The 24,821-nt window shown below is 53.7% G+C and carries 26 protein-coding genes; 14 read left to right on the forward strand and 12 right to left on the reverse strand.

The features are described 5' to 3' along the window. Window positions 1–3: 3 nt before the first annotated feature. The gene (locus P0D43_RS01940) at window positions 4–915 is read right to left on the reverse strand and encodes a DMT family transporter (protein ID WP_201301423.1); all 912 of its coding nucleotides are present in this window, start codon (window positions 913–915) and stop codon (window positions 4–6) included. 60 nt (window positions 916–975) lie between these two features. On the opposite strand from P0D43_RS01940, the gene P0D43_RS01945 reads away from it, so the two are divergent. Both P0D43_RS01945 and P0D43_RS01950 read left to right on the forward strand, forming a co-directional pair. Next, window positions 976–2,217: an NADH:flavin oxidoreductase/NADH oxidase family protein gene (locus tag P0D43_RS01945; RefSeq protein WP_341236715.1), complete on the forward strand. Its 1,242-nt coding sequence runs from the start codon at window positions 976–978 to the stop codon at window positions 2,215–2,217. A gap of 20 nt (window positions 2,218–2,237) precedes the next feature. Beyond that, window positions 2,238–2,567, forward strand: coding sequence for a cytochrome c (locus P0D43_RS01950; protein WP_201301424.1), 330 nt, complete (start codon window positions 2,238–2,240; stop codon window positions 2,565–2,567). Between the two features lie 12 nt (window positions 2,568–2,579). Here the strand turns inward: P0D43_RS01950 and P0D43_RS01955 are convergent, their stop codons facing one another. Continuing rightward, window positions 2,580–3,347, reverse strand: a complete 768-nt coding sequence (locus P0D43_RS01955; RefSeq protein WP_341236716.1) for a class II aldolase/adducin family protein — start codon at window positions 3,345–3,347, stop codon at window positions 2,580–2,582. 150 nt (window positions 3,348–3,497) lie between these two features. Here P0D43_RS01955 and P0D43_RS01960 point away from each other — a divergent pair, with 150 nt between their 5' ends. Both P0D43_RS01960 and P0D43_RS01965 read left to right on the forward strand, forming a co-directional pair. Continuing rightward, window positions 3,498–4,190 carry a fatty acid hydroxylase family protein gene (locus P0D43_RS01960; protein ID WP_394673089.1) on the forward strand — a complete coding sequence of 231 codons (693 nt, stop codon included), beginning with the start codon at window positions 3,498–3,500 and terminating at the stop codon, window positions 4,188–4,190. A 222-nt stretch (window positions 4,191–4,412) separates the two neighbouring features. Further along, window positions 4,413–5,480, forward strand: a complete 1,068-nt coding sequence (locus P0D43_RS01965) for an FkbM family methyltransferase (RefSeq protein ID WP_394673090.1) — start codon at window positions 4,413–4,415, stop codon at window positions 5,478–5,480. 3 nt (window positions 5,481–5,483) lie between these two features. Here the strand turns inward: P0D43_RS01965 and P0D43_RS01970 are convergent, their stop codons facing one another. From P0D43_RS01970 to P0D43_RS01980, 3 genes are read right to left on the reverse strand one after another with little or no spacing between them, the layout of a single operon-like run. Then, entirely contained in the window at window positions 5,484–6,245 is a 762-nt protein-coding gene (locus tag P0D43_RS01970) for a glutathione S-transferase N-terminal domain-containing protein (protein ID WP_341236719.1), read from the reverse strand. Window positions 6,246–6,259: 14 nt separating this feature from the next. Next, entirely contained in the window at window positions 6,260–7,165 is a 906-nt protein-coding gene (locus P0D43_RS01975) for a DMT family transporter (protein WP_341236720.1), read from the reverse strand. Next, on the reverse strand, window positions 7,158–8,168 hold the full coding sequence (locus P0D43_RS01980) for an MDR family oxidoreductase (RefSeq protein ID WP_394673091.1): 1,011 nt from the start codon (window positions 8,166–8,168) through the stop codon (window positions 7,158–7,160). The genes P0D43_RS01975 and P0D43_RS01980 overlap by 8 nt, the downstream gene beginning before the upstream one ends. Before the next feature lie 111 nt (window positions 8,169–8,279). Between P0D43_RS01980 and P0D43_RS01985 the strand changes: the two genes are divergently transcribed. The 6 genes from P0D43_RS01985 (at window position 8,280) to P0D43_RS02010 (ending at window position 12,804) form a co-directional block, all read left to right on the forward strand. After that, window positions 8,280–9,071 (forward strand): PaaX family transcriptional regulator C-terminal domain-containing protein, encoded by a 792-nt coding sequence (locus P0D43_RS01985; RefSeq protein ID WP_341236722.1) that lies wholly within the window; start codon window positions 8,280–8,282, stop codon window positions 9,069–9,071. A 453-nt stretch (window positions 9,072–9,524) separates the two neighbouring features. After that, a complete protein-coding gene (locus tag P0D43_RS01990; RefSeq protein WP_341236723.1) occupies window positions 9,525–10,724 on the forward strand; it encodes an alpha/beta fold hydrolase in 1,200 nt (399 codons plus the stop codon). A 72-nt stretch (window positions 10,725–10,796) separates the two neighbouring features. Next, window positions 10,797–11,132: a helix-turn-helix domain-containing protein gene (locus P0D43_RS01995; RefSeq protein WP_341236724.1), complete on the forward strand. Its 336-nt coding sequence runs from the start codon at window positions 10,797–10,799 to the stop codon at window positions 11,130–11,132. Continuing rightward, a complete protein-coding gene (locus tag P0D43_RS02000) occupies window positions 11,125–11,625 on the forward strand; it encodes an arsenate reductase ArsC (RefSeq protein WP_341236725.1) in 501 nt (166 codons plus the stop codon). The genes P0D43_RS01995 and P0D43_RS02000 overlap by 8 nt, the downstream gene beginning before the upstream one ends. Next, on the forward strand, window positions 11,622–12,110 hold the full coding sequence (locus P0D43_RS02005) for an arsenate reductase ArsC (protein ID WP_341236726.1): 489 nt from the start codon (window positions 11,622–11,624) through the stop codon (window positions 12,108–12,110). The genes P0D43_RS02000 and P0D43_RS02005 overlap by 4 nt, the downstream gene beginning before the upstream one ends. Before the next feature lie 7 nt (window positions 12,111–12,117). Beyond that, a complete protein-coding gene (locus tag P0D43_RS02010; protein WP_159569108.1) occupies window positions 12,118–12,804 on the forward strand; it encodes an MIP/aquaporin family protein in 687 nt (228 codons plus the stop codon). 117 nt (window positions 12,805–12,921) lie between these two features. Here P0D43_RS02010 and pstS read toward each other — a convergent pair whose 3' ends face one another. The 5 genes from pstS to P0D43_RS02035 form a co-directional block, all read right to left on the reverse strand. Next, window positions 12,922–13,962: a phosphate ABC transporter substrate-binding protein PstS gene (pstS, locus tag P0D43_RS02015; RefSeq protein ID WP_256366105.1), complete on the reverse strand. Its 1,041-nt coding sequence runs from the start codon at window positions 13,960–13,962 to the stop codon at window positions 12,922–12,924. A gap of 152 nt (window positions 13,963–14,114) precedes the next feature. Further along, entirely contained in the window at window positions 14,115–14,891 is a 777-nt protein-coding gene (pstB, locus tag P0D43_RS02020) for a phosphate ABC transporter ATP-binding protein PstB (RefSeq protein WP_159569109.1), read from the reverse strand. A 22-nt stretch (window positions 14,892–14,913) separates the two neighbouring features. Then, on the reverse strand, window positions 14,914–15,831 hold the full coding sequence (gene pstA, locus P0D43_RS02025) for a phosphate ABC transporter permease PstA (protein WP_159569110.1): 918 nt from the start codon (window positions 15,829–15,831) through the stop codon (window positions 14,914–14,916). A gap of 3 nt (window positions 15,832–15,834) precedes the next feature. Continuing rightward, window positions 15,835–16,785 carry a phosphate ABC transporter permease PstC gene (pstC, locus tag P0D43_RS02030; protein WP_159569111.1) on the reverse strand — a complete coding sequence of 317 codons (951 nt, stop codon included), beginning with the start codon at window positions 16,783–16,785 and terminating at the stop codon, window positions 15,835–15,837. 135 nt (window positions 16,786–16,920) lie between these two features. Continuing rightward, window positions 16,921–18,903: a U32 family peptidase gene (locus P0D43_RS02035; RefSeq protein ID WP_394673092.1), complete on the reverse strand. Its 1,983-nt coding sequence runs from the start codon at window positions 18,901–18,903 to the stop codon at window positions 16,921–16,923. 117 nt (window positions 18,904–19,020) lie between these two features. Between P0D43_RS02035 and msrA the strand changes: the two genes are divergently transcribed. Together msrA and P0D43_RS02045 are read left to right on the forward strand one after the other, a co-directional pair. Continuing rightward, a complete protein-coding gene (gene msrA / locus P0D43_RS02040) occupies window positions 19,021–19,629 on the forward strand; it encodes a peptide-methionine (S)-S-oxide reductase MsrA (protein ID WP_394673093.1) in 609 nt (202 codons plus the stop codon). Window positions 19,630–19,708: 79 nt separating this feature from the next. Further along, window positions 19,709–21,667 (forward strand): hypothetical protein, encoded by a 1,959-nt coding sequence (locus P0D43_RS02045; protein WP_394673094.1) that lies wholly within the window; start codon window positions 19,709–19,711, stop codon window positions 21,665–21,667. Here the strand turns inward: P0D43_RS02045 and P0D43_RS02050 are convergent. Continuing rightward, window positions 21,599–22,471, reverse strand: a complete 873-nt coding sequence (locus P0D43_RS02050) for an AEC family transporter (protein WP_159569115.1) — start codon at window positions 22,469–22,471, stop codon at window positions 21,599–21,601. The two genes, P0D43_RS02045 and P0D43_RS02050, sit on opposite strands and share 69 nt — an antisense overlap. Before the next feature lie 51 nt (window positions 22,472–22,522). Continuing rightward, entirely contained in the window at window positions 22,523–23,446 is a 924-nt protein-coding gene (locus P0D43_RS02055; protein WP_159569116.1) for a LysR family transcriptional regulator, read from the reverse strand. A 107-nt stretch (window positions 23,447–23,553) separates the two neighbouring features. On the opposite strand from P0D43_RS02055, the gene P0D43_RS02060 reads away from it, so the two are divergent. Together P0D43_RS02060 and htpX are read left to right on the forward strand one after the other, a co-directional pair. Beyond that, entirely contained in the window at window positions 23,554–23,901 is a 348-nt protein-coding gene (locus P0D43_RS02060; RefSeq protein WP_159569117.1) for an HPF/RaiA family ribosome-associated protein, read from the forward strand. Then, a complete protein-coding gene (gene htpX, locus P0D43_RS02065; RefSeq protein WP_394673095.1) occupies window positions 23,898–24,776 on the forward strand; it encodes a protease HtpX in 879 nt (292 codons plus the stop codon). Before P0D43_RS02060 ends, htpX begins: the two co-directional genes overlap by 4 nt. Window positions 24,777–24,821 lie beyond the last annotated feature (45 nt).

The following is a 24,821-nucleotide window of genomic DNA, read 5'->3' on the forward strand; positions in this document are numbered from 1 at the left end:
ACCTTAACGCTTGCCGCGCAAAACCAGATACACCCCACCCAGCGTCATGACCATGGCCACCAACAGTGTTGCAGTTACCGCTTCATCCAGAAACACGACACCCGCCAGTGCAGCAATGACAGGCACACTCAGTTGCACACTGGCAGCCGACGTGGTGGGCAAGGCGGGCAGTACTTTGTACCACACCGCATAACCAATGCCACTGGCCAGCATGCCCGAGGCCAAGGCAAACAAAACGCCCGCCACAGTGGGTGTTGGCAAATACACCGTGTACAGGGCCAAACCCCGCTCCACGGTAACACCTGGAATGTGAACACCCGCTTTGGCAGAAAAATACACGGCGACCCACACCAGCACCATTAGCAAGGTGGCTTTGGAGAAATTACCCGCCGTATCGGCTAGGGGCAATTTGGACCCCTTGCCCACCACCGAGTAAACACCCCAACAGGCGCCCGCCAAAGCCATGCTTGCCGCCGCCAAAATCGATGCCGGTGTTTGCAAATGCGGCCACAACAGCAACACCAAGCCCGCGGCAGCCACCACTGCGCCCAGTGCACGCAGGCCCTTCAAACGATCACCCTGCGTGGCAGCATAAGCAATCATGCTGAGCTGCACACTGCCGAACAAAATCAACGCACCCGTGCCTGTACTCATGTACAAATAGGCCATGGAAAAAAGTACCGCATAACCAAACAGCGCCCACGCACCAGCCCAACTGCCCTGCTGCCTGCCCTTGTTTTGAATGCGCAAACACAACCACAACGTGATTGCACCGCTGATCAGCCGAATGGCAGTAAAGCTGGCCGGGTCAATTTGCCCGGCACCCAAAGCGGCCCGACAAAAGAAGGAATTGGCCGCAAACGCACACATGGCGAAGGCCGTAAAAATTAGTGTGTTGATTTCAATTTTTTTCATTCGTGCAGGCTACTATGTGACAACAATAATTTTCAACTTCCAGAAGCCGGAGACCTCTTCATGCGCATCGAGCTACGCGACCCCCTTACCCTGCCTTGTGGCGCCACTGTTCCCAACCGACTGGTAAAGGCTGCCATGAGCGAAGCCCTGGGTACCCGGGACAACCGCGTAACACCGGAAATTGTACGGGTGTACCAGCGCTGGACCGCAGGTGGCATCGGTTTGAATATAACCGGGAATGTGATGATTGATCGCCGCGCGCGTGCAGAGCCGGGCAACGTTGTCATTGAAGACGACCGCGACATGCCCCTGTTGCAGCAGTGGGCCAAGGCAGGCCAGGCCAATGGCAGCAAAATCTGGGTACAAATCAACCACCCCGGCAAACAATGCCCAAAAGGCATGAACAAGGAAACCGTGTCGCCTTCAGCTGTGCCGTTTCACAAAAGCCTGCAAATGATGTTTGCCACACCGCGCGAGCTCACCGAGACTGAAATTCTAGACCTGATTGCCCGCTGGGGCCGCACCGCCAAGGTGTGCAAAGAAGCCGGTTTTGATGGCGTGCAAATTCACGGCGCACACGGTTACTTGATCAGCCAGTTTTTAAGCCCACTGAGCAACCAGCGCACCGACCAATGGGGCGGCAGCGCTGAAAACCGTCGCCGTTTTGTACTGGCCATTTACGACGAAGTGCGCAAGCAGGTTGGCGCTGATTTTCCGGTCGGCATCAAATTGAACTCGGCTGACTTCCAGAAAGGCGGTTTTTCCGAGGAAGAATCACTGGCTGTGATTCAAGAACTGACCGCGCGCGGCATCGACATGATTGAAGTGTCGGGCGGCACCTACGAAGCACCTGCCATGACCGGCGCAAGCGCCAAGCCCAAGAAAGAAAGCACCGTAAAACGCGAAGCGTACTTCATGGACTTCACCGAGAAAGTACGTGCAGTGTGCAAGGTACCCTTGATGCTGACAGGCGGTTTCCGCACCGTGGGCGGCATGAAAGAAGCGCTGAACAGTGGCGCGGTCGACTTGATTGGTTTGGCCCGCTCCATTGCCATGGAACCTGACCTGCCCAAGCGCCTGCTGAGCAACAAAGAAGCCCTGCACCCGGTCAAGCCGCTGATTACCGGCGTGAAAGCCGTGGACCGCACCGGATTGCTGGAAATTCAGTGGTACACCCGCCAAATTCACCGCATGGGCAAAGGCAAAAACCCTGTCCCGAACGAGAGTGCCCTGAAAGCCCTGTTTTTCTATATTCTTGACAGCAGTTGGGGCTTGTTCAAAGCCCGCAAATTACGGGCTTGATCAACTCAGGGAGTTTAAGAATGGTGAAATTCAGCTGCATGCTGGTGTTGGTCCTGAGTGCGTTCAATGCGTTCGCCATGGACGACGCAACCGTTCTTGAACAAGGCCGCAAACTGTTTCAAACCGATGCCGACCCCGCTTGCGCCATTTGCCACACCTTGGCCGATGCTGGCACCAAAGGCAAAATCGGCCCGGTGCTGGATGTGCTCAAACCCAGCGAAGAACGTGTGCTGAATGCGCTCAAAAACGGCAAGGGGGGCATGCCCCCCTTTGTGGATCACCTCACGGTTGATCAAATGAAAATTTTGGCGAAGTATGTTTCCACCGTGACAGGTGGAAACAAGCCTTAAGCAAAAAGCAACTCAGTTTTTGTAATCAGGCTGCTCGCGGTCCAGCTTGCGCAACAGGGCAGGCCAGGCAATGTTGCCACCCAAACCACGGGTTACCTGCGCCGCAGCGGCCCGAATGCCGTCCACAATCGGTTGTGCAATTGGAATCAAGGTGGCTCCGCCAGATTGCGCTGCAATTTGAACCTCGCAAGCACGCTGCAAAATAAACATATTCAAAAATGCGTCAGCCACTGTAGAACCACAGGTCAGCAAACCATGGTTGCGCAAAATCAGGTTGTTGGCCTCGCCCAAGTCGGCTTGCAGGCGGGCTTTTTCATCTTCCCGCAGGGCCAGACCTTCGTAGTCGTGGTAAGCCAGGCCAGCCAGCGGAAACAGCGACTGCTGCGAAATGGGCAACAAGCCTTGTTCCTGAATTGAAACAGCAACGCCGGCCACCGTGTGGGTGTGCATCACACAGTGGGCATCATGCCGAATGGCATGCACGGCACTGTGAATGGTGAAACCAGCCGGGTTCACGTCGTAGGGGCTGTTGTCCACCTTCTCGCAATTCATGTTCACCTTCACCAGGCTGCTGGCGGTAATTTCCTCAAACATGAAGCCATAAGGGTTGATCAAAAAGTGGCCTTCTTCACCGGGTACGCGAGCCGAAATGTGGGTGAACACCAGGTCGTCCCAACGGTGCATGGCCACCAAACGATAGGCTGCAGCCAAATCAACGCGGGCCTGCCATTCTTGCTGGCCAATGTGGGCGGGTGGTGTACTTGAAAGCGGTGCGTTCATAGTGGGTCTCCTTTGCTGCTTTTGGAATTGTGTTTTTTAAAAGTGTACCAGCGCACAGGCAAATGCTTGCGAAAGCACTTGAAATTCAAGGCAATCGGGGGCAATCTAACATTACAAAATAAAATTCATACTGTGGGAGACAGTAATACCATGCATGCCAAAGTCAAACAGCTTGTACCCAAAGAATCCCAAGACGACACCGTGCGCTCGGTGCGCGCCAATTACCGGGCCGAATTCATTTCCGCCGGCTACCAAGGCTATTTGCACCTGGCCATGACCATGACCTTGGGCTTGGGTGTAATCGCCTTGTGTATTTATTGGCTTGAATCACCCAGCCTGCTGGAATGGCTCATCATTCCCGCCACTTTTTTATACGCAAACTTTGCTGAATGGGCTGGCCACAAATACGCCATGCACCGGCCGGTGAAAGGCTTGGGCTTTGTGTACAAACGGCACTCGCTGCAACACCACAAGTTTTTCACAGACACCCACATGGAAATTGACAGCAACCAGGACTTCAAAGCCGTGCTGTTTCCAATTGCCATTGTGGGGTTTTTCGTGGTGGCGTTTTTTGTACCCATGGGCTTTTTGCTGGCGTGGCTATTCAACCCCAACGTGGCCTTGTTGCTGGTGGCCACCGGCATGGCCTACTACCTGAATTACGAACTGTTTCATCTGTCTTACCACTTAAAGGAAGACCACTGGGTGCACCGCATTCCGGGCTTCACACACTTTGCCCGCTTGCACACCACGCACCACGATCAGCGAATCATGGCGCACAAGAATTTCAACATCACCTACCCCATCATGGATTGGTTGATGGGCACGTGGGACAGGCGGTAATTCAACGTTCAAGAAGACTGTTCTTTGTGATTCTTACTTGAGAGAAGGCTCATCAAGTGAATGCACCAACTAAGGCGTATTGACCGCCCACCCCCCACTCTGCGGGGGGATCAGCAAGGTCAAACATCAGGATAAGCGCCTGTTTTCCCTCGCTTTTCTACCGCTTCAACCGCAAGACATGTCTTTAGACTGGTTTCATCGCCACCCTTCACGTGCATCGCCATGAAACAACTCAGTCAAAAAGCCCATGCCGCCGCCTTTCATGCGGAATTCTTCGGCAACACCACCCAAAAACGCTTTGTACTGGGCATCAATGAATTTGCCGATGCAGTGGCCGATCGCGCTGATCTTGACGGCTTTATCGACGAGTACACCACCGCCACTGAGTACCGTGGCAAACCGGTGGTAAAACCAAGCCAGGTGCCAGCAGGCAGCATGGTGATTTCCACGGTTACGCAAGCGCGCCCGAAAACAGCCATGAACAAACTGCTGCGCCTCAATGGTGTGGTGTCGATGGATTATTTCGCAGTGGCCGATGCCAGCCACTTTCTGCTGCCGCAAGTGCAGGCCTTGGCCGACACCCAAAAAGAATACGCTGCACACCCAGAGAAATTTGAGTGGGTACGCGACCTGTTCGCCGATCAGGAATCGCGGGAAGTGTTCAACCGGGTGATGGAATTTCGCCTGAATGCCAACCTGCGTGCCATGCGGTTTTTCGACTACACAGCCGACCAGCAATATTTCGAGCCCTTTGTAAAATTTGCACCGGGTGAAGTGTTTGTAGATGGTGGCGGCTTTGACGGATACACCACTGAAGAATTCATCAAGCGTTGCCCCCAATATGGCGGTGTGCACTTTTTCGAACCCACTAAAACCACCCTTGCTGCCGCCAAAACCAAGTTGACCGGGCACCGCGACATTCACTACCACCCAGTGGGTTTGTTCGATGAAAAGCAAACCTTGTCGTTTGACGCAGGTGCTGGTTCAGCCTGCAAAATTTCAGAAACCGGCAGCACACAAATTGAAGTGGATGCACTCGACAACCGAGTGACAGAATCAGTGAGCTTCATCAAGCTTGATCTGGAAGGTGCGGAGCCCAAAGCACTGGAAGGCATGAAGTGGCATATTCAGGAAGACCACCCCAAACTGGCCGTGGCGGTGTACCACGATCCGGCACATTTCTGGCAAGTGCCAGAAATCATTCTCGGTGTACGCAACGACTACAAGGTGTATTTGCGCCACTACACCGAAGGCTGGACAGAGACCGTGATGTTCTTCATCCCGAAATAAGTCTCACCCGCCGTAGGTTTCCAGCAGGTACTCCACAATCGCTTTGGATTCGAACATGGCTTTGCCCGTGTTCGGGTCTTCCAGATACGGCACCATCATCTTGTTGGTTTTGGCCATGAACTGTTCACGTTTGCCGCCCTTCACCGGGTTGTATTCGCCCACGGCAGCATGCACACCATTCACGCCCATGTCTGCAAATTGTTCTTTGCCCAAATTGACCAAGTGGTAGGGAATTTCCAGTTCACACAGCACTTCTCGCACTGGCCTGCAAAAAGGCGAGGCTTCGAAACCGTACAAGGTCAGCATTTGCTCAGGCTTTTTTGATGCACGTACCTTGGTACCCGCGCCCAAACCCAGGGCTGAATTGGCCAGGCTTGACACAGCCTGCGGCAGGGCCGCTTTCACGCGCAAGGGCACTGAACGCTTGCCGTAGGTGGTGTACAGGTACTCGATAATATCGGCAGACTCGTACAAATTCGCACCTGTGTTGTCATCCACCAAAAACGGAAACTGGGCCTTGCCTCCCAACTCCAGCACTTCGGATCGAAAACGTTTACCGCCCTTGGGACAAGGGTAAATGTCCGCGTCCAGTGCCAACTCGGTCAGTGTTTCACGCACCAGGCGGCAATAGGGGCAACTCTCGAACTCATACAATTTCAGCGGTTTTTCTGGTTGAACGGCAGCGGGCTCAGTCACCACCATGCCTTGCCAGCCTCGCAGCGTAGACGCCGCTGTGGCCATGGCCACCTTGAACAAATGATTCATGTTTTCTCTCCCAATCAATGCGCGTCCCTGCTTTCAAGCGCGCTTAAAGCAGCCGCCAGCAAAATCATGGCGCCACCAATTCCAACTTGCGGGGTCAGTACCTCGTTGGTCAATAAAATTGCAGACAAGGTTGCAAACACCACCTCTGACAACATCACCACCGAGGTTACATTGGCTGGCAATCGCGATGCACCGTACTGCAAACCATAGTTGGCCACCAGCAAAGAAACGGTGAAGCCCAACAACACCACACCGCCGTATAAACCGGGCGACACCGGCCATTGCACAATCGAATTGCCCTCACCCAACCACACCGCCAGGCCAGCAGCCACTGCCGCAGGCGCTACAACACCGCCTACAAACATGGCAAACAAACGTGCCTGAGCCGTACGCTCAGCCTGGTGGCGCAACAGGATATTGTTCAGTGCGAACGCCGCACCGCCCATCAAACCCAAAGTTTCTGCCAAATTCGATGGCACCGGGAAGCCCAAAGTTCCATTTGGGCTTAACAGCAATACAGCACCCGCAAACGCCAGAGCAACCCGAATCAAAGCCCTGCCAGTGATCGGCTCTTTCAATATCAGCCGCGCCAACAACACCGCCCAGATTGGCATCAGGTAGAACAGCAGCACCACCCGAATTACTTCGCCAATCGACACACCCCAATTAAAACCCACCATGGTGGTGCCAGCGGCCAAAGCCAGCAACCAAAGCGCTTTGTGCTGAACAAACTCACCCAACACCTTGGGCATGAAGCACAACATGGCCACAGCGCCCAACAAGTAGGTTGCAGCCGAAGACCACAACGGGTGCAATCCTTCGCCTTGCAATTCACGCAGTGGCCACCAGGAAACGCCCCACACCAAGGCATTCAAAACCAGGGCCAGATACGGCAAAGCCCAAGCCCGGTTCTCAGGCACAGTTCACCACCACGCGCCCCTGCAATTGATTGGCCAACACAAGCCGCGCACTGTCCAAAGCCTGCGCCAGGCGCACTTCCTTGATCATGAAATCCAGATCGTACTCACCCAAAGCTTGCGCCAACATGCTCCAGGCACGGTCACGCTCAGCGTGGGTGCGGTATACACAGTTAATGCCGCGCAAGGTAATACCCCGCAAAATGAAGGGGGCTACACTGCCCTGAAAATCCATGCCCTGCGCCAAACCACACGCGGCCACTACACCACCGTACCTGGTTTGGGCGCATGCATCGACCAAAGTGTGGCTGCCCACGCTGTCCACAACGGCAGCAAATTGTTCTTTTTGCAAAGGTTTCCCGGGGCGGGACATGGACTCACGGTGAATCAAGTGGGTAGAACCCAACTGCAAACGTTCAAAATGCTTGGCCGCCGATTCAGACACAGGCTCACCCATGGCATCGATTGAACCCGTCAAGCCCACCACCTCGTAGCCCAAATGCTGAAGCAGCAGGCAAGCCACCGTGCCTACACCGCCACTTACCCCAGTCACCAGCACTGGACCGTCTTCAGGTTTCAGGGGGTGATCCTGCAAAGCCATCACGCACAGGGCAGCGGTATAGCCCGCCGTACCCAAAGCGGCGGCCCACCGTGCACTGCGGCCCTCCGGAATCGGAGAAATCCACTGTGCAGGCACGCTGGCCCGTTCAGCCAAGCCACCCCAATGCGTTTCACCCAAACCCCAATCGTTCACCTGGCACACCGTGCCCACTGGCCATTGGTCCGAATTCGATTCAATCACCTCGCCCACCGCATCAATGCCATGCACCATGGGGTACTTGCGCGCAATGGGGGCAGTGTGGGTCAAAGCCAAAGCGTCCTTGTAATTCAGGCAGCTGTAATGCAACTTCAGCACCACATCCTGCCCTGCGAATTCAGACTCATCCAAAGTTTCCAGCTCAGCCTGCGTTTGGTCGGCTGCCCGGGAAATCCATGCCCTGATCATTTCATCTCCTTATTCTGGGTGAGGCAATGATCGCACAAACCAGCGATCAAATTTGCGTGCTGCGCCAGCCTTGCATACACTTCAGCTTTGCCTTAGAAGAACAACCACATCGTGCGCAAACCCACCGCCAAAAGCCTCATTCTCGACCTGTTGCTGGCATCCAAAGGTCGCCCTCTTTCAGCCAAGCAGGCCATTGCCGCTTGCAGCATTTTCGACATCAGCGTAAACAACACGCGTGTGGCCTTGGTTCGACTCTCCGCTGAAGGCCTGATCGAGTCGGCTGGACGCGCCCTGTATCAGCTGACCGACGATGCACACACACTGGCCGACGACGTTGCCGCCTGGCGCACCCGCAGCACCCGGGTTCGCCCCTGGGACGGCAGCTACATTGTTGTTCAGGCAGACAAACTGTCCCGAAACGAAGCCAAACAGCAACGCGCCCGTGCCCGAGCCTTGTTGATGTTGGGCTTTCAGCCCCTGAACGAGCACCTGTTCATTCGACCCAACAACATTGAAGACACCCTGCAAGCTGTGCGCAATCGGCTTTACAAACTGGGACTCGAGAAAGATGCGCCCGTCTTTGAAGCTCGCGGCTTTGATACAGACACGGAAAGTCGAATCGCCAAGCTTTGGCATGCGAAAGAGCTTGAAACCAATTACACGCAACTAGAAAAGAAAATGCGTACCTGGCTTGATCGGTCTGGTTCGTTAGAACCTGAAGTGGCCGCACGTGAGTCATTTTTGTTGGGTGGTACAGCAATCAAACACGTGGTGTATGACCCCTTCCTACCTGCAGAGTGGGTGAATGTTCAGGCACGGGAGCGGTTTTTAAGCGCCGTGGACGAGGTGGACCAGGCGGGCATGCGGATTTGGGGCGGGCTTTGGGCGAGCATGGAAGGATGATTTTTAGCGGCAGATTTGTTTAGCTCAGTCAGCCGGGGTTCTTGTGGGCTTTTCATCAGGGTTCAACACCCAATCAGCTTGGGCTGTGAACCCTGCGGTGAGCTGCGCGGTGGTGGAGATTCGCGAGCGCCGGTTCAAGCCAACTCGGCAGTGGGATTGCTTGGGACGCACTTCAAGAAAACCGCCCCGTTTGAGTTTAATCGCAGCGTTCGGCTTCACGCCGACACCGAGACTCGGCCCGCCCTTTTGCCGAGCTCGGTGAGCAAGAATGAATTCAAAAAGGGATTCAGCGGTTTTCAGTGCGGAACGGGCAACCCACGCTGAGGTGGCAAGAAACCCAAACAGTGACCCTTCAAGTTCCGATCAGAAATCAGTATTTAGAGTAAACCCTCATCCGAAACGCCACAGTCTGCGTATAAACTTCGACCATTCCAACATTGCACTGCAGCAACCGTGAAAAAACTATTCAAAACCGCCCTGAAAATCAACGAGTTGGCCGTCAACACCGCGACCAATGCGGCGGACTGGTTTTTTCGCAAGGAAATCCTGATTCAATCGGGCAAAACCGAATATGAAGTCATCGCCGAACACCTGCCAATGCGGGTGCGTTATTACGCGCCTGCCGAGAACTCGCCAAGCGCCAGCCTGGCTGACGGTGAAATCGAAGCACCCAAGAATCGCCAACACGCGGTGCCAGTGGTGTTGGTGCCGCCACTGGGCGTAACCACAGAAACATTCGACCTGATGCCCGACCGCAGCCTAGTGAAAGCCATGGTTGAAGCGGGCTTTCGGGTGTATTTGATTGACTGGGGCAAGCCTGAGCGCAAAGACGGCCATCTCGGCCTGTTCGACTACAGCTATGACATGATGGGTCAAGCACTCCACGCCGTGCGCGAGCACAGCAACTCCAAACAGATTTCCCTGTTCGGCTGGTGCATGGGCGGCTTGCTGTGTTTGTTGTATGCCGGTTACGGGCACGACAAAAACATTCGCAACCTGGTCACCGTGGCCAGTCCGATAGATTTGCGCGACGGCAAAAACATCATGGCAGTGGCCTCCAACACCCTGAACGTCACCGCCCGCTTTGTCCGCAAGTACAGCGAGTTCCGTCTGGACCGAATCAACCCCGCCCTGTTCAGCCCACCCGGCTGGATGGTCAGCCTGGGTTTCAAGCTCACCGCGCCTGTGGCCAGCATCACCACGTATTGGGACCTGCTGACCCGGCTGAATGATCGCGAGTTTGTTGAACAACACACCACCACCGCCGATTACCTCAACAACATGACGCTATACCCCGGCGGTGTGCTTCGCGATTTCATGGTTCGCTTTGCAGTGGACAACAAACTGGCCCAAGGCAAAGTCAAAATTGGTGAAAAAATCTCTGATCTAGGCAATATCAACGCCAATATGCTGGTATTTGCCGGGGAAACTGATCACCTGGTGCCAGGCAGCATGGCCAAGAAAAGCCTGATGCTGGTGTCTTCAAAAGACAAATCGTTTCTGTTGGCCCCGGGTGGCCACATGGGTGTCATTTTGGGCAGTCAAGCCCAAGAACACGTGTGGAAGAAAGCTGCTGACTGGCTACGGGGTCATTCTCAGCCAGAAACCCCCACGCCTAAATCACGCAAAGAAAGCCCCCCTCGCGCCGCCTGATTCAGCGCAATTTTTTGTGCGCTGTCACAAAAGTTTCATCAAATAATTCCATATTTCCATTATTATCGAATTATGGACGAACAAAATATTATCAAAGCGCTTGCCGCACTTTCACACGTATCTCGATTGCGTGTATTTCGCACGCTCGTGGTCACAGGGCCTGAAGGGCTCACGCCTGGCCAGCTGTGCGAAAAACTGGACATTCCCGCTGCCACCATGTCCTTTCACTTGAAAGAACTCAGCAACGCGGGCTTGGTTCAACCCATTCGCGACGGGCGCAATCTGATTTACAGCGCCCAATTTGATCACATGAACGGCGTGATTGCTTACCTGACCGAAAACTGCTGTGAAGGTCGGAACTGCGCCACCAACACCCACCCTGCCCACAATGAGGCTCACCATGAGTGACAAAACATTCAACGTGCTGTTTATCTGTACAGGCAACTCGGCCCGATCCATTTTGGCCGAGGCCATCCTGAATCAACTGGGCCGTGGCCAGTTCAAAGCCTATTCTGCAGGCAGCTTCCCGGCTGGCCGCGTGAACCCTTACACCCTTGAAATTTTGCAACGGTGGGAAATGGACACCAGCACTCTACGCAGCAAAAGCTGGGACGAGTTCGCTGCGCCTGGCGCACCAAAAATGGACTTCGTATTCACCGTGTGCGACCAAGCCGCAGGTGAGGTTTGCCCCGTGTGGCCCGGTCAACCCATTCTGGCGCACTGGGGTGCCCCCGACCCGGCCAAAGCCGAAGGCAGCCACGAGCACATCATTCAGGAATTCCGCAATGTCGGCCTGTTGCTGCGCAAGCGCATTGAGCTAATGCTTGCCCTGCCAATTGCAACACTCGAAAAATTAGCCATTCAACACGAAGTCGAACAAATAGGAAAAGTATCTTCATGAGCACCAACGTACTCATTCTTTGCACTCACAACTCTGCACGCAGCGTATTGTCGGAAGGCATGCTGAATCACCTTGCCCGGCAATACGGCAAAGACATCAAAGCCTTCAGCGCAGGCAGTGCGCCCAGTGGCCGTGTGAATCCATACGCGCTTCAGGCGCTTGCCAATGTGGGCATTGACACCAGCCAATACACCAGCAAAAGCTGGGACGTGTTCACCGAGCCCGGTGCACCAAAAATCGACATTGTAATTACCGTGTGCGACAGTGCGGCCGCCGAGCAATGCCCCTACTGGCCTGGTAGCCCGGTAAAAACCCACTGGGGCTACCCCGACCCCTCCAACGAGCTAGAGGAAAACAAGCCCCGCGCATTCGAGCTGACCCGCCAAGCCATTGCATTCAAAATGATGCAGCTGATTCAGCTGCCGCTGAGCACCATGAACCCAGCGGAATTGAATACCGCCCTGGCTGCCATTTCACGGAGTTAAAACAACCATGTATTCCTTGCAAAAACGTTTGGGTGCCGAGTTTCTGGGCACCCTGTTGCTGTTGGCCATTGTGATTGGTTCTGGCGTCATGGCCGAGAACCTGTCAGAAGGCAACAACGGCATTGCCCTGATCGCCAATACCCTGGCCACCGTGTTTGGCCTTTATATTTTGATCGAGGTGTTTGGTCCCATCAGTGGTGCCCATTTCAACCCGGTCGTCACGCTCGGCATGGTGCTTCTAAAACGCCAACCCGGTGCCGAACTGCTGCCCTATGTGGTGGTTCAACTGGCAGGCGCATTTCTGGGTGCCATACTGGTTCACCAAATGTTCGACATGGAGCTGTTTCAGTTCTCTGAAAAGGCCCGCACAGGTTGGGGCATCTGGACCGGGGAAATTGTAGCCACGGCGGGTCTGCTGCTGGTGATTCTAATGGCCAAGGCCGAACGGGTTTCTGGCATGGTGGCCTGTTACATTGGTGCTGCGTACTGGTTTACTTCCAGCACCTCGTTCGCCAACCCGGCCGCCGCATTTGGTCGCCAGTTCTCCAACAGTTTTGCGGGCATTGCGCCAGCCGATGTCCCCGCTTACGTGATTTTTGAAGTGGTGGGCGGTTTGCTGGCACTGGTGTTGTACAAAGCCTTCAGTGCAAACAGCGAAGTCACCACTTCTCAGGCACCCAACCCGGCGGCTTGATCAAGCACAGCATCCGGTTTTTGAAGTCTCGGGTGCTGGCTTTGTTTTCTCTGAAACCACATCCAAAAAAAGAAAAGGGTCCCGAAGGACCCTTTTCCGATCAACCTGGGTTGATTTTTACTTCAGTGCAATCGCCTTGCCGTTGTCCGACTTTACAGACTTCCAAGCGTTTTCGATCAGCTTGACTGTTGCATCTGGCAGTGGAACATAGTCCAGGTCAGAGCTCAACTTGTCGCCCTTGGCGTAAGCCCAGTTGAAGAACTTCAACACTTCAGAAGCCTTGGCAGCGTCAGCCTGTTGTGTGTGAAACAGGATAAACGTAGCACCGGTGATGGGCCATGCGGCTTTACCTGGTTGCAATGTCAGAATTTCGTAGAAGCTGTTGGACCAATCGGCACCTGCAGCAGCCGCCTTGAAAGTCTCTTCATCAGGCTGAACAAATTCACCTTCCTTGTTGTTCAACTGTGTGTGCGTCAGCTTGTTTTGTTTCGCGTAAGCATACTCAACGTAACCAATTGAACCGGGCACGCGTTGTACGAAAGCAGACACGCCCTCGTTACCCTTGCCACCCAAACCGACTGGCCACTTCACTGCGGTGCCTTCGCCAACAGTGCTCTTCCAGTCTGCGCTGACCTTGCTCAGGTAGTTGGTAAAAATAAAGGTTGTACCGGAACCGTCAGCACGACGAATCACGCTGATGTCCTGCGCTGGCAACTTCACGCCTGGGTTCAGGTCTGCAATTGCCTTGTCATTCCACTTGGTAATCTTGTTCAGGTAAATGTTGGCCAGTACTTCACCGGACAACTTCATTTGGCCTGGGGCGATACCTTGCAGATTCACCACGGGCACAACGCCACCGATCACGGTTGGAAACTGCATCAAACCTTTTTCTTTCAGGTCTTCTGGCTTCAAAGGCATGTCAGAGGCACCGAAATCGACTGTTTTTGCAGAAATCTGCTTGATACCACCACCGGAACCGATGGACTGGTAATTCACCTTGTGGCCAGTTTCTTTGTTATAAGCATCGGCCCACTTGGCGTAAACAGGAGCGGGGAAGGAAGCGCCAGCACCAGTAATTTCAGCGGCGTTCACAGAAGTCATACTCAGGGCCAGGGCGCCTGCGGAAATCGCTGTAGCGATTGTTTTGATGTTGAACATTTTTCACCTCACTTATTAAAGTGCCTCAATCATGCCGCAGCAATGTTTCAGAATAATGACAAATATAAGGCAATAACATAAATGTCAAAAAACCACACCGGGCGACCCAAATGTGGTTTTTCAGCAAACAAGTCAAGTACTTGTAGGCCGCGTTAACCGAATCGACCCGTAATGTAGTTCTCAGTTTCCTGCTTTTTGGGTTTCAGGAAAATTTGATCAGTTACGCCAAATTCAATCAACTCACCCAAATACATATAGGCGGTGTAATCCGACACACGCGCAGCTTGCTGCATGTTGTGGGTCACAATCACCACGGTGTAGTCCTCTTTTAATTCAGTGATCAGCTCTTCAATGCTCGCCGTTGAAATAGGGTCAAGCGCCGAACAAGGCTCGTCGAGCAACAGAATTTCGGGCTTGATCGCAATGCCACGTGCAATACACAGGCGTTGCTGCTGACCACCCGACAAGCCATTGCCACTTTGGTGCAGCTTGTCTTTCACTTCTTTCCACAAGGCGGCTTTGGTCAGCGCCCATTCCACGCGCTCTTCCATTTCGCCTTTGGACAACTTCTCGAACAGCCGCACACCGAAGGCAATGTTTTCGTAAATGGACATCGGGAACGGTGTTGGCTTCTGAAACACCATGCCGATCTTCGAGCGAATCAAAGCGATGTCTTTCTTGCTGGTGATCAGGTCTTCACCGTCCATCAGGATTTGGCCTTCTGCACGCTGCTCAGGGTACAGTGCGTACATTTTGTTGAACACGCGCAACAAAGTGGACTTGCCACAACCTGAAGGTCCAATAAATGCGGTGACCTTCTTCTCGGGAATGCTCAAGTTGACCGATTTCAAGGCCTGAAATGAACCGTAATAAAAATTCAGGTTCTTCACTTCAAGTTTGATCTTTTCTTCAACGTCAATCGTGGACATATTCTTGGCCTTTAAAGGTCAGTTATTTCGAGTTCTTCAGTAGCGAACGCGCGATGATATTCAACACCAGCACGCCAGCAGTAATCAGGAATACACCAGCCCATGCCAGTTCCTGCCACTCTTTGAAAGGGCTGAGCGCAAAGTTGAAAATCATCACTGGCAAGTTCGCCATGGGTTTCATCATGTCGGTGTTCCAGAACTGGTTCGACAAGGCTGTAAACAACAAGGGCGCAGTTTCACCGGCAATTCGAGCCACCGACAGCAAAATGCCGGTCATGATGCCCGCATAGCTGGCCTTTACAGTAATGGCCATGACCATTTTCCACTTGGGTGTACCCAAGGCAAAGGCCGCTTCGCGCAGGGCATCTGGCACCAGTCGCAGCATGTTCTCGGTGGTGCGAATCACAATTGGAATCTGGATCAATGCCAGTGCCACAACGCCTGCCCAGGCGGAGAAGTGCCCCATGATGCGAACCATGACCGCATATACAAACAAACCAATCACGATAGAAGGCGCGGACAGCAGAATATCGTTGATGAAACGGACAGAGCTGGCCAGCTTGTTGTCTTTGCGGGACTCGGCCAAGTGAATACCCGCCAAGATACCCAAGGGCGTGCCAAACAAAGTGGCAAAGCCCACCATCAAAAGGGTGCCGGTAATGGCATTGGCCAAACCACCGCCTTCTACACCCGGGGGTGGCGTCATTTCAGTGAACAAGTCCCAAGACAAACCATTAATGCCCAAGGTCACTGTGGTGTACAAAATCCAGATCAACCAAAACAGGCCAAAAGCCATGGCCGCCAGCGACAGTGTCAAGGCGAAAGAGTTGATCCGTTTGCGCTTGGCCTGCATTTTCACGCGCATTTTTTCATCCGTGGCAACAGTAGTCACCGAGGAGTCTTTGGACGTCACAGTGGGATCAGAATGAATGCTGCTCATGCTTTATCTCCCGTTGCTCGATAGTTTGGCCAAAAGCAGCTTGGAGGCGACCAGCACAAAGAAGGTGATGACAAACAGAACCAAGCCCAGCTCCATCAAGGCAGATGTATGCAAACCTGGGCCAGCCTCGGCAAACTCGTTGGCCAAGGCGGAAGTGATACTGTTGCCGGGCGAGAACAGGGAAATGTCATTGAGATAATTGGTGTTACCAATCACGAACGTCACCGCCATGGTTTCACCCAAGGCACGGCCAAGGCCCAACATAACTCCACCAATCACACCCACCTTGGTGTGCGGCAATACAATTTTCCACACCACTTCCCAAGTGGTACATCCCATGCCGTAACCCGCTTCTTTCAGCATCACAGGGGTTACTTCAAATACATCGCGCATTACTGCGGCAATGTAAGGAATGATCATAATGGCCAGCACAACACCGGCTGTCAGCAAACCAATGCCGATGGGAGGCCCGGAGAACAATGCACCGATCACAGGCACCTGACCAATGGTGGCATTCATTGGGCCTTGCACGTACTTGGCAAAAATTGGCGCAAAAACCAGCAAGCCCCACATGCCGTAAACAATGGATGGCACCGCGGCAAGCAACTCAATGGCCGTGCCCAGTGGGCGGCGCAACCAGGGAGGAGAAAGCTCAGTAAGAAACAATGCAATACCAAAGCTGATTGGAACGGCAATCACCAATGCAATCAGCGAAGTGACCAAGGTGCCGTAGATCGGGACCAATGCGCCGTATTCATCAACGGGAGGATCCCAGTTGGCGGTAAACAGAAAATCAAAGCCAAACGCAGTGATTGTGGGCCACGAGGCCACAATCAACGAGGCAATGATGCCACCGAGCATCAGCAAAGTGAAAACAGAAGCTCCGCTGGTTAACAAGCCAAATATGGCGTCGCCCCGCTTGGTTGGGGCCTTGATCGTCGAAGTATCAGACATATTGGTAAGTAATTAATCCAGCAGAAAGTTTCACGCAGACCTGCAAGGGTATCCAAGAATTATGACAAAAAAATGACAAAAATTTGACACACCCGTGAAATCGAATATCACGGCACGGAACCGTGGGCTAAAACCTCATGCTGGCTTGCGCTTCATGAATGTGATTGGCACCACCGACGGAGGCGGGCTATTGAAAATGTCTTTGCGCATTTTACCCATGATGTGCATTTCACAAGGTTTGCAATCGAATTTCAGGGTGTACTTTTGATCACCATTGACCAACACCATGGGCTCGGCCTTCACCTGCCCCTGCACACCTGTTACACCCTTAGCTTGTTTTGGGCACAAATTAAACGAAAATCGCAGACAATGCTTAGTGATCATAACAGGCACCTCGTCAGCTTCCTCATGTGCCTCGTAAGCTGCCGCAATCATCTGCACGCCATGTTTTTTGTAAAATTCACGCGCTTTGTCGTTGTAAACATTGGCCAGAAAGCTGAGCGACTTTTCGGGATAGTCCACATAGGGCTGCACAGGCGCTTTGCGAGCAGGGCGTTGCCAGGCCGCAATCCGCACCCTGTTCAAGGCCTCGATCGCGTCTCGACGCATGCCATTCAAAGTACTGGCCGGCACAAACCAGGGCTGACTCAGGTGTACATTCAGGCCCAAAGCGGAATAATCAGTACCCCCCAGCTTGCCCAAGTGGGTTTTAATGCTTTCTACTGCCGTGTCGGCCTGTTTGGCCAACTCCAGCGCCATTTCAACCTGCGCAGTGGTGGCAATGCCGTCTTCGTCGGTCAGGCTAAGTTGCAGGCCTTTCAACACATCGCCTTCCATCCACTCGGTCAGTGTTAGCCAAAGGCCAATTCGGCGCTCGGCACTTTCTTTGGTCAGCGCCATGTCCCAAGCGTGGTCGCGGTTACGGTGCATGGGCAAGCCAGCCTTCAGGCCGCCATAACTGCCAATCGTGTCTTTGGGAAACACGCGGTACACCGCCTGCCCTTCGCCTTTGCTGTGCAGTTTCTCGGCACGGTTCACGTGCAAGCCCACCACTTCGCGTTTGCGCATGAAGTTCAAGCCGTCGCCGTTGTTCAGCTCATCGCTGGTTTGAATGTCGATGCTTTTGTCATTCACCGCAATCACATGGCCAATGGGCTGACCAATGAATTTGGGTGAATCGAAGGCGCCGATGTCGATTTTCCGGCCACTGGCAAAATAATCGGTTGAGCCACGGTGAAAGTTGCGGTCCGGATCGGGCCTGAAATAGTGGCGTGCAGCACCACTGGATGCGCGGGTAAACTCTCCGCGCTGCTCCATGATCTCGTCCAGCAAAATGCGGTAGTGAGCCGTGATGTTTTTTACATAGGCCATGTCTTTGTACCGGCCTTCAATTTTGAAAGACCTTACACCCGCATCAATCAAGTGCTCCAGGTTGCCGCTTTGATTGTTGTCTTTCATCGACAGCAAATGCTTGTCAAATGCCACCACGGCACCACTTTGATCGGTCAGCGTATAGGGCAGGCGGCAGGCCTGCGAACAATCGCCCCGGTTGGCACTGCGCCCGGTTTCGGCGTGGCTGATATAACACTGCCCCGAAAAAGCCACACACAGGGCACCGTGAATAAAATACTCAATGGTTGCTGAATTGCCCACTGCGCCATGCACGGCGGTAATTTCTTCAACTGTCAGTTCTCGGGCCAATACAAGCTGGGAAAAACCACTGTCGGCCAAAAACTTTGCTTTTTCTACTGTGCGAATGTCGCACTGCGTGCTGGCATGCAGCTGAATCGGCGGCAAGTCCATTTCCAGCAAACCCATGTCTTGAATAATCAGGGCATCCACACCCGCGTCATACAACTGCCACACCAGCTTGCGGGCCTCTTCAAGCTCGGCATCGTGAAGAATGGTGTTGATGGTTGTAAAAATACGCGCATGGTAGCGGTGGGCAAACTCAACCAGTTTTGCAATATCCGCCACCGAATTGGCTGCATTGGCGCGTGCGCCAAACACCGGCCCACCCAGGTACACCGCGTCTGCGCCATGCAAAATCGCCTGGCGACCAATTTCAACGTCGCGTGCGGGGGCTAGCAATTCCAACTCGTGCGGCAACAAACTCATGATTTCACTAATCTTTTCAGGCAAAGGGTGAACATTATTTCAAAAAGCGGGTCTGAATGAAAGCAAAACCGTGGTGCTTGCCACAATCAGTTTGAACATTGCGCAAGGAGTCCTGGCATGACATGGGTAAATTGGTCCCGTAATACCGCAACCTTTCTGGTGGGGCTTTCCAGCTTTTTACCCGTGGCACACGCCCAACAGCTTGATGAAGCCATATTTGGGGGCGGGTGTTTCTGGTGTATGGAAGAGACATTCGAGAAAATCAGGGGCGTTAAATCAGTCGATTCCGGTTACACCGGCGGGCGCACCCCCTCACCCACCTACGAACAAGTCAGCCAAGGCAACACTGGCCATGTTGAAGTGGTGAGGGTGCAATACGACCCCCAACAAGTCAGCTACAGCACCCTGTTGAAGGCCTTCTGGACCAATATCGACCCCACAGTCGAGAACCGTCAGTTCTGTGATGTGGGTGCGCAGTATCGATCGGCGATTTACTACTTGAACAGCGAGCAGCACCAACAAGCCAAACGCAGCAAGGAAGAATTGCAAGGAACGGGCAAATTCAAAAAAATCTACACCACCATTGAAGCGGCCCAGCCCTTCTACGTAGCCAAGGAATATCACCAGGACTTTTATCGCAAAAACCCATTGCGTTACCAGTACTACAAAACCACCTGCGGCCGGGAAAATCGCTTGAACGAGGTGTGGGGCTACAAACCCAAATAACAACACCTAGAAGCCAAACTCCAGGAAAAACAATCACATCCGGCTACACTTCACCCCAAATTCACTCTGGCTTATTGTGATGAAGCATCAAGTTCGCCTGTTGGTCGCCCTTGTATTTACTACTTTCACCGCCTGCTTTTCCCCTGCTGCGTTGGCCGAAACGCTGGAGAAAGTTCAGGATTGGCGTACCGTACTTCCCGACAACTGGGGCAAAAGCGAGATCGTATCCGTTCAGGTGCGCAACAGTCGTTTGGCACTCGCCAACAACATTCAATTCGACGTGAAGTCACTGCACGGCCAGCTGCTGCCGCACCAGGCCAATGCACCTGTATTGCTGGAAAACCTGTCGGCCTTTGACGTTCGTGTTGACCATGCTCAACTGCGCATTTCCGATGACGTGCTGCAGGCATTGGTACAAGCCGAATTACAGGCCAGTGAAGCCCCCTTGCGAATCAGGCAGGTGAGCACCCAACCCGGGGGAATTTTAATTACTGGCGATATCCGGCGGCTTGGCCTTTGGATTTCCTTCTCGATGGAAGGCACACCCACCATAGAAAATGGCCAGGAAATTACATTGACGCCACGCACACTCAAAGTGGCTGGCCTACCCGTTTACAAGGCGCTGCTCGCCACCAACATTCAACTGCAGTCACTCATCGACATGAAATCCAGGGCAGTTGCCTTGCAAGGGCAAGCCATGGTGCTGCGCTTGGGCCAACTGCTACAGGCACCCAAAATTGCGTTTGAACTGAACTCGCTGCAACTTGGGCAAGGAGAAGTTCAACTCGGGCTGGGAACCAGCAAAACAGGCCCCGCCTTTTTTTGCAAATCCGAATGCCCCAGTAATTTTGTGTACACCCACGGGGGTGAATTACGCGCCGCCGGCATGGTGCTGGCAGGCCAGCCCACCTTGGTTACGGGAATCAGCGATGGCAGCCTGCCGATTGCACTGCACGATTTAAACCGCTTGATCACCACCAGCACAGTTCAGCTTCGAACCGACGGTGCACTGTGGATAAGCGCACAAGAAGGCTTACTCAATACCGATGACCTCTTGCTGCTGGCCACGGGCGAAAAAGCGCTCGCCCAACTGGCACTTCTCGTGGGCACCCAAAGCGACCCGGTCACCCTGGCTGTGCACCATGCCACCCTGCTGTCACAAGAAGGCGTCGAATTGCGCGTTGAAAAGCTGTTGGCCAGCACCAGGTCCACCAACCTGGGCCAACTGCCCACCGCCGCACAAACCGTTCATGTGGGCGAAATTTCCCTCAGTGAAACCGCATTGAACACCATGATGAACAAAGCCCTGTTCAATTTCAAAGGCAGCCCGATCCGCAAGGTGAGTGCCACCATTGGCGAACCTCACCTTCAGCTTGCCTTGCAGGCGAGGCCTGAAATTTTTGGCATTCCCCTATTCTGGTTGCCTGCCAAACTTAGCGGGCCTCTTGTCATTTCAAACGACAGGCAGCACCTTGAATTCACACCCACCCAAGTGCGCATGTTCGGCCTCTCGGTGCTGCCGATCATCAAGTATGTGGGACTGAATCTCGGCGATCTGATTAAAATTGACGAAACTGCGGTGAAGCTGCAAGGCAATACCATTCGCATCGCCCTGGGCAGCGCACTGCCACCCTTGCAGCTCAACACCGAATTGCGAGCCATTAAAAACGTATTGCGCTCGCCTTTGGGGCCTTACTTGCAAGTGCATGTCGGCAAATTGACCGCTGAAAAAATTGGTGAAATTTACAACACCATGGAATTGCTGCCATTGGGCTTGTGGATGAACACACCTGAATTCACTGCGCTGGGCATGCGCACCGGGCCCACCCTGGGCCATGTTTACAATGACCCACGCCAGGAAAGGCTGGTAATCGACCTGGCCCGTTACCCCGATTTGTTGGCCAACGCCACACTGCGCTTGCCGAAAACAGAACGCGTGTGGGTCAGCATGCCCAGCCAGGGTGCGGGCTCACAGCACCCAGTACAAGGCCATCGGCACGAAAATCAGGCTCATCAGGTTCCCCATCATCACCAGTGAAGCCACGCGTTGGGGCTGAAGGCCATATTTTTCAGCAAACACGAAACTGAGCACCGCGGGTGGCAACGCGCCAAACACAATCAGCATGGCGGTGTGCTCAGGCGTCAAGGGCAGCAGCCACACGCACAACGCCGCGAATATCAGCCCGGTTAAAGGGCACAACACACCGCCAATTACCCCAAGTTTCACATCCGAGAAATCAGCCTGTGTCAGCCGCACACCCAGCGAAAACAGCAGCAAGGGAATGGACACATCGCCCACCATGTCGATCGCAAAATACAAAGGTGACCACACCTCGATATTCAATACACTGACCAACAAGCCCGCAATGGACGCCGCAATCACGGGTTCTTTCCAGAGCATTAAAATGCGCGCATTGGGGCTCATCATCCACGTGCCTAGCGAATAGTGCAGCGTGTTGCCCACCAAAAACAACATCACTGCGGCGGGCAAAGCCTGCTCGCCAAACGCCAGAATGGCCAATGGCAACCCCATGTTTCCCGAGTTGTTGAACATCATGGGAGGAACAAAAATCCGACTGTCTATACCCAGCAAACGCCCAATGGGCCAAGCCAACAGGCCCGAACCCAATACAACAATGGCACCGCCCACAGCCAACAACCAATACGACTCAATTTCAAACGACTTGCTGGCCAGCGCAGAGAACACCAGCGCCGGCACAAAAATTTCCATATTCAGCTGATTGGCAAACTTCATGTCGGGCTTTTTCACCCGGCCATACCAATACCCCAAAGCCACAACCGCAAACACCGGAAAAATAACTGCAACAATGCGCAAGAACATAAAAGGCCGTAAGGAGAAAGGGCTGGAAAAGTCGCAGTGTACTGCAAGCCATTAAACGGGGCGATTCGGGTTTGTATTGGTGTTGGCGTTCGGCGTGGCGTTAAACAGCAGCTTGAGCGCCGGGTGATTTAAATTGCGCGGATGGGTAAAAGCAAAAAAATCCTCAACTACACCTTGGGCGTCGCCCATGTGCACCACCGTGTGGTCACGCACCACATCTTCAATCAACAGTGCCGGCACTGCAAACAAGCCCAAGCCTGCACGCCCAAAAGTTTCCAGCAAAGCGAGGTCGTCGAATTCCCCCACCACGGTCACTTCAACCCCCACACTTTCCAGCCAGTGCTCAAGTTTCAAGCGCAGCACGTTGTTTCGCGAAGGCATCAGGAATGGCGCATGGTGCAGGCTGTGCGGGAAATTCTCTTCATACTTCTTTTTCAAGACCGGGCTTGCAAATATGCGCACCGGGTAGCTGAGTAACTTGGCCACCTGCAAGTGGGCCGTGCCTTGGCCTCCCGGGCGCTCGGCCAACACCACGTCTACACTGTGCTGCACCAACTCGGAACACAGGGCTTCAAAACGACCTTCATGACACACCAGGCGCACTGGACGCTGCATGCCCAAAATTGGCTCAATCATGTGAAACGACACTGTTTTTGGCAACGCGTCGGCAATACCCACCGACAAACGCAATGTGTAATCCAATTGCTCATCGCCCAGGCTTTCGGCCATTTGCTCGCCTAACTGGAAAATTTGATCGGCATAACGCAAGGCAATTCGCCCCGCCTCAGTCAGCCCCAAGCCCCGGCCCACCGGTTGAAACAGCGCCCTGCCCAGCGTTTGTTCCAACTGGGTAATTTGGCTTGAAAGCGTTTGTGCGCGCAGGCCCAGCCGCTCAGCCGCCGCCGTCAGACTGCCCGTGTTCGCCACCATCCAGAAGTAGCGCAGGTGATGGAAATTCAAGTCAGTAAGTTTCATCAACCCTTCGATTTATTCGAATATTCACTAAACAATTGTTCTATTTATTCTTACATTGAACCGGCGTACACTTCAACTGTCTATTTCCCCGAAAGGAGGACGCAACCATGAATACAGAAATTGTGGCTCGGCATCCCGAGATCGATGACACCCTGCGCAGGTATGTACTTCGCCGCGTGCGCTCGGCCATCAATCAACTTTCGACACAGATCAAAAACATCACAGTGAAACTGGACCGGCGCACTGCCCAACAGGCTGATCAGCGCAACTGTGTGATTGAAATTCGAATCGACGGGCAAGCGCCCGTGATCGTAGACAGCGCCGGGCCGCATTGGCTCAGCGCAATTGACCAGGCGGTTGAATCAGCCGCACGCGCCGTTCGCCGCCAATTGAAACACACCCTTCACCAGGTGACCCCCCACTTGCAATTGTTGAAAGGACAACACGCATCATGAAACGCATTGTTTTATTTTTAGCCACCAACGTCGCCATCATGGTGGTACTGGGCATTACCGTGCATGTACTGGGCTTGAACCAGTTCATGGCCGGGGGGCAGCTTAACCTGACCATGCTGCTGGCATTCAGTGCTGTACTGGGCTTTGGTGGTTCATTCATCAGCCTGTTGATCAGCAAAAAAGTGGCCAAGTGGAGCACCGGTGCACAAGTCATTGACACCCCGCGCAATCCGACCGAGCAGTGGTTGGTGCAAACCGTTCAGCGTTTTGCGCAGAAAGCCAACATTCCCATGCCCGAGGTTGCCATTTACGAAGGCGCACCCAATGCATTTGCGACCGGCCCCAGCAAAAACAATTCGCTGGTGGCAGTCAGCACCGGTTTGCTGCAAAGCATGAGCCGTGAAGAAGCCGAAGCCGTGCTGGCCCACGAAGTAGCCCACATTGCCAATGGCGACATGGTGACACTCACGCTGATTCAAGGCGTGGTGAATACCTTTGTGTTTTTCCTGGCGCGCGTCGTGGGGTTCTTTGTGGATCAGTTTTTGCGCAAAGACGATTCCCAATCCAGCGGCACCGGCATGGGTTATTTCATCACCGTGATCGTGATGGAAATTACGCTGGGCATTTTGGCCTCCATCATCGTGATGTACTTCTCGCGTCAGCGTGAATTTCGCGCTGACTCGGGTGCAGCCACGATTATGGGCTCACGCCAACCCATGATCTCGGCGCTAAAACGTTTGGGTGGCATGCAGGCTGGTGAGTTGCCTTCCAACATGGCTGCCTCGGGCATTTCAGGCAAAGGCGGTGTGATGGCCTTGTTCAGCAGCCACCCGCCCATTGAGCAGCGCATTGAAGCACTGGCACAGCAGCGATAAATACACCGCGGCACAGTCAGTGCGCACCAACAAAAACCCGCCGAA

This window comes from Limnobacter sp., from assembly GCF_043511195.1.
Lineage (GTDB): Bacteria > Pseudomonadota > Gammaproteobacteria > Burkholderiales > Burkholderiaceae_B > Limnobacter.

Excerpts from the sequence above, each read along its gene's own strand:
- P0D43_RS01945 (WP_341236715.1), top strand. The coding sequence starts at position 976 with ATGCGCATCGAGCTACGCGACCCCCTTACCCTGCCTTGTGGCGCCACT.
- P0D43_RS01955 (WP_341236716.1), bottom strand. The coding sequence starts at position 3,347 with ATGAACGCACCGCTTTCAAGTACACCACCCGCCCACATTGGCCAGCAA.
- htpX (WP_394673095.1), top strand. The coding sequence starts at position 23,898 with ATGAAACGCATTGTTTTATTTTTAGCCACCAACGTCGCCATCATGGTG.
- P0D43_RS01950 (WP_201301424.1), top strand. The coding sequence starts at position 2,238 with ATGGTGAAATTCAGCTGCATGCTGGTGTTGGTCCTGAGTGCGTTCAAT.
- P0D43_RS01960 (WP_394673089.1), top strand. The coding sequence starts at position 3,498 with ATGCATGCCAAAGTCAAACAGCTTGTACCCAAAGAATCCCAAGACGAC.
- P0D43_RS01995 (WP_341236724.1), top strand. The coding sequence starts at position 10,797 with ATGGACGAACAAAATATTATCAAAGCGCTTGCCGCACTTTCACACGTA.
- P0D43_RS02055 (WP_159569116.1), bottom strand. The coding sequence starts at position 23,446 with ATGAAACTTACTGACTTGAATTTCCATCACCTGCGCTACTTCTGGATG.
- P0D43_RS02060 (WP_159569117.1), top strand. The coding sequence starts at position 23,554 with ATGAATACAGAAATTGTGGCTCGGCATCCCGAGATCGATGACACCCTG.
- P0D43_RS02035 (WP_394673092.1), bottom strand. The coding sequence starts at position 18,903 with ATGAGTTTGTTGCCGCACGAGTTGGAATTGCTAGCCCCCGCACGCGAC.
- P0D43_RS02000 (WP_341236725.1), top strand. The coding sequence starts at position 11,125 with ATGAGTGACAAAACATTCAACGTGCTGTTTATCTGTACAGGCAACTCG.
- P0D43_RS01970 (WP_341236719.1), bottom strand. The coding sequence starts at position 6,245 with ATGAATCATTTGTTCAAGGTGGCCATGGCCACAGCGGCGTCTACGCTG.
- msrA (WP_394673093.1), top strand. The coding sequence starts at position 19,021 with ATGACATGGGTAAATTGGTCCCGTAATACCGCAACCTTTCTGGTGGGG.
- pstA (WP_159569110.1), bottom strand. The coding sequence starts at position 15,831 with ATGAGCAGCATTCATTCTGATCCCACTGTGACGTCCAAAGACTCCTCG.
- P0D43_RS01940 (WP_201301423.1), bottom strand. The coding sequence starts at position 915 with ATGAAAAAAATTGAAATCAACACACTAATTTTTACGGCCTTCGCCATG.
- P0D43_RS02005 (WP_341236726.1), top strand. The coding sequence starts at position 11,622 with ATGAGCACCAACGTACTCATTCTTTGCACTCACAACTCTGCACGCAGC.
- P0D43_RS02045 (WP_394673094.1), top strand. The coding sequence starts at position 19,709 with ATGAAGCATCAAGTTCGCCTGTTGGTCGCCCTTGTATTTACTACTTTC.
- pstC (WP_159569111.1), bottom strand. The coding sequence starts at position 16,785 with ATGTCTGATACTTCGACGATCAAGGCCCCAACCAAGCGGGGCGACGCC.
- P0D43_RS02010 (WP_159569108.1), top strand. The coding sequence starts at position 12,118 with ATGTATTCCTTGCAAAAACGTTTGGGTGCCGAGTTTCTGGGCACCCTG.
- P0D43_RS01980 (WP_394673091.1), bottom strand. The coding sequence starts at position 8,168 with ATGATCAGGGCATGGATTTCCCGGGCAGCCGACCAAACGCAGGCTGAG.
- P0D43_RS02050 (WP_159569115.1), bottom strand. The coding sequence starts at position 22,471 with ATGTTCTTGCGCATTGTTGCAGTTATTTTTCCGGTGTTTGCGGTTGTG.
- pstS (WP_256366105.1), bottom strand. The coding sequence starts at position 13,962 with ATGTTCAACATCAAAACAATCGCTACAGCGATTTCCGCAGGCGCCCTG.
- P0D43_RS01965 (WP_394673090.1), top strand. The coding sequence starts at position 4,413 with ATGAAACAACTCAGTCAAAAAGCCCATGCCGCCGCCTTTCATGCGGAA.
- pstB (WP_159569109.1), bottom strand. The coding sequence starts at position 14,891 with ATGTCCACGATTGACGTTGAAGAAAAGATCAAACTTGAAGTGAAGAAC.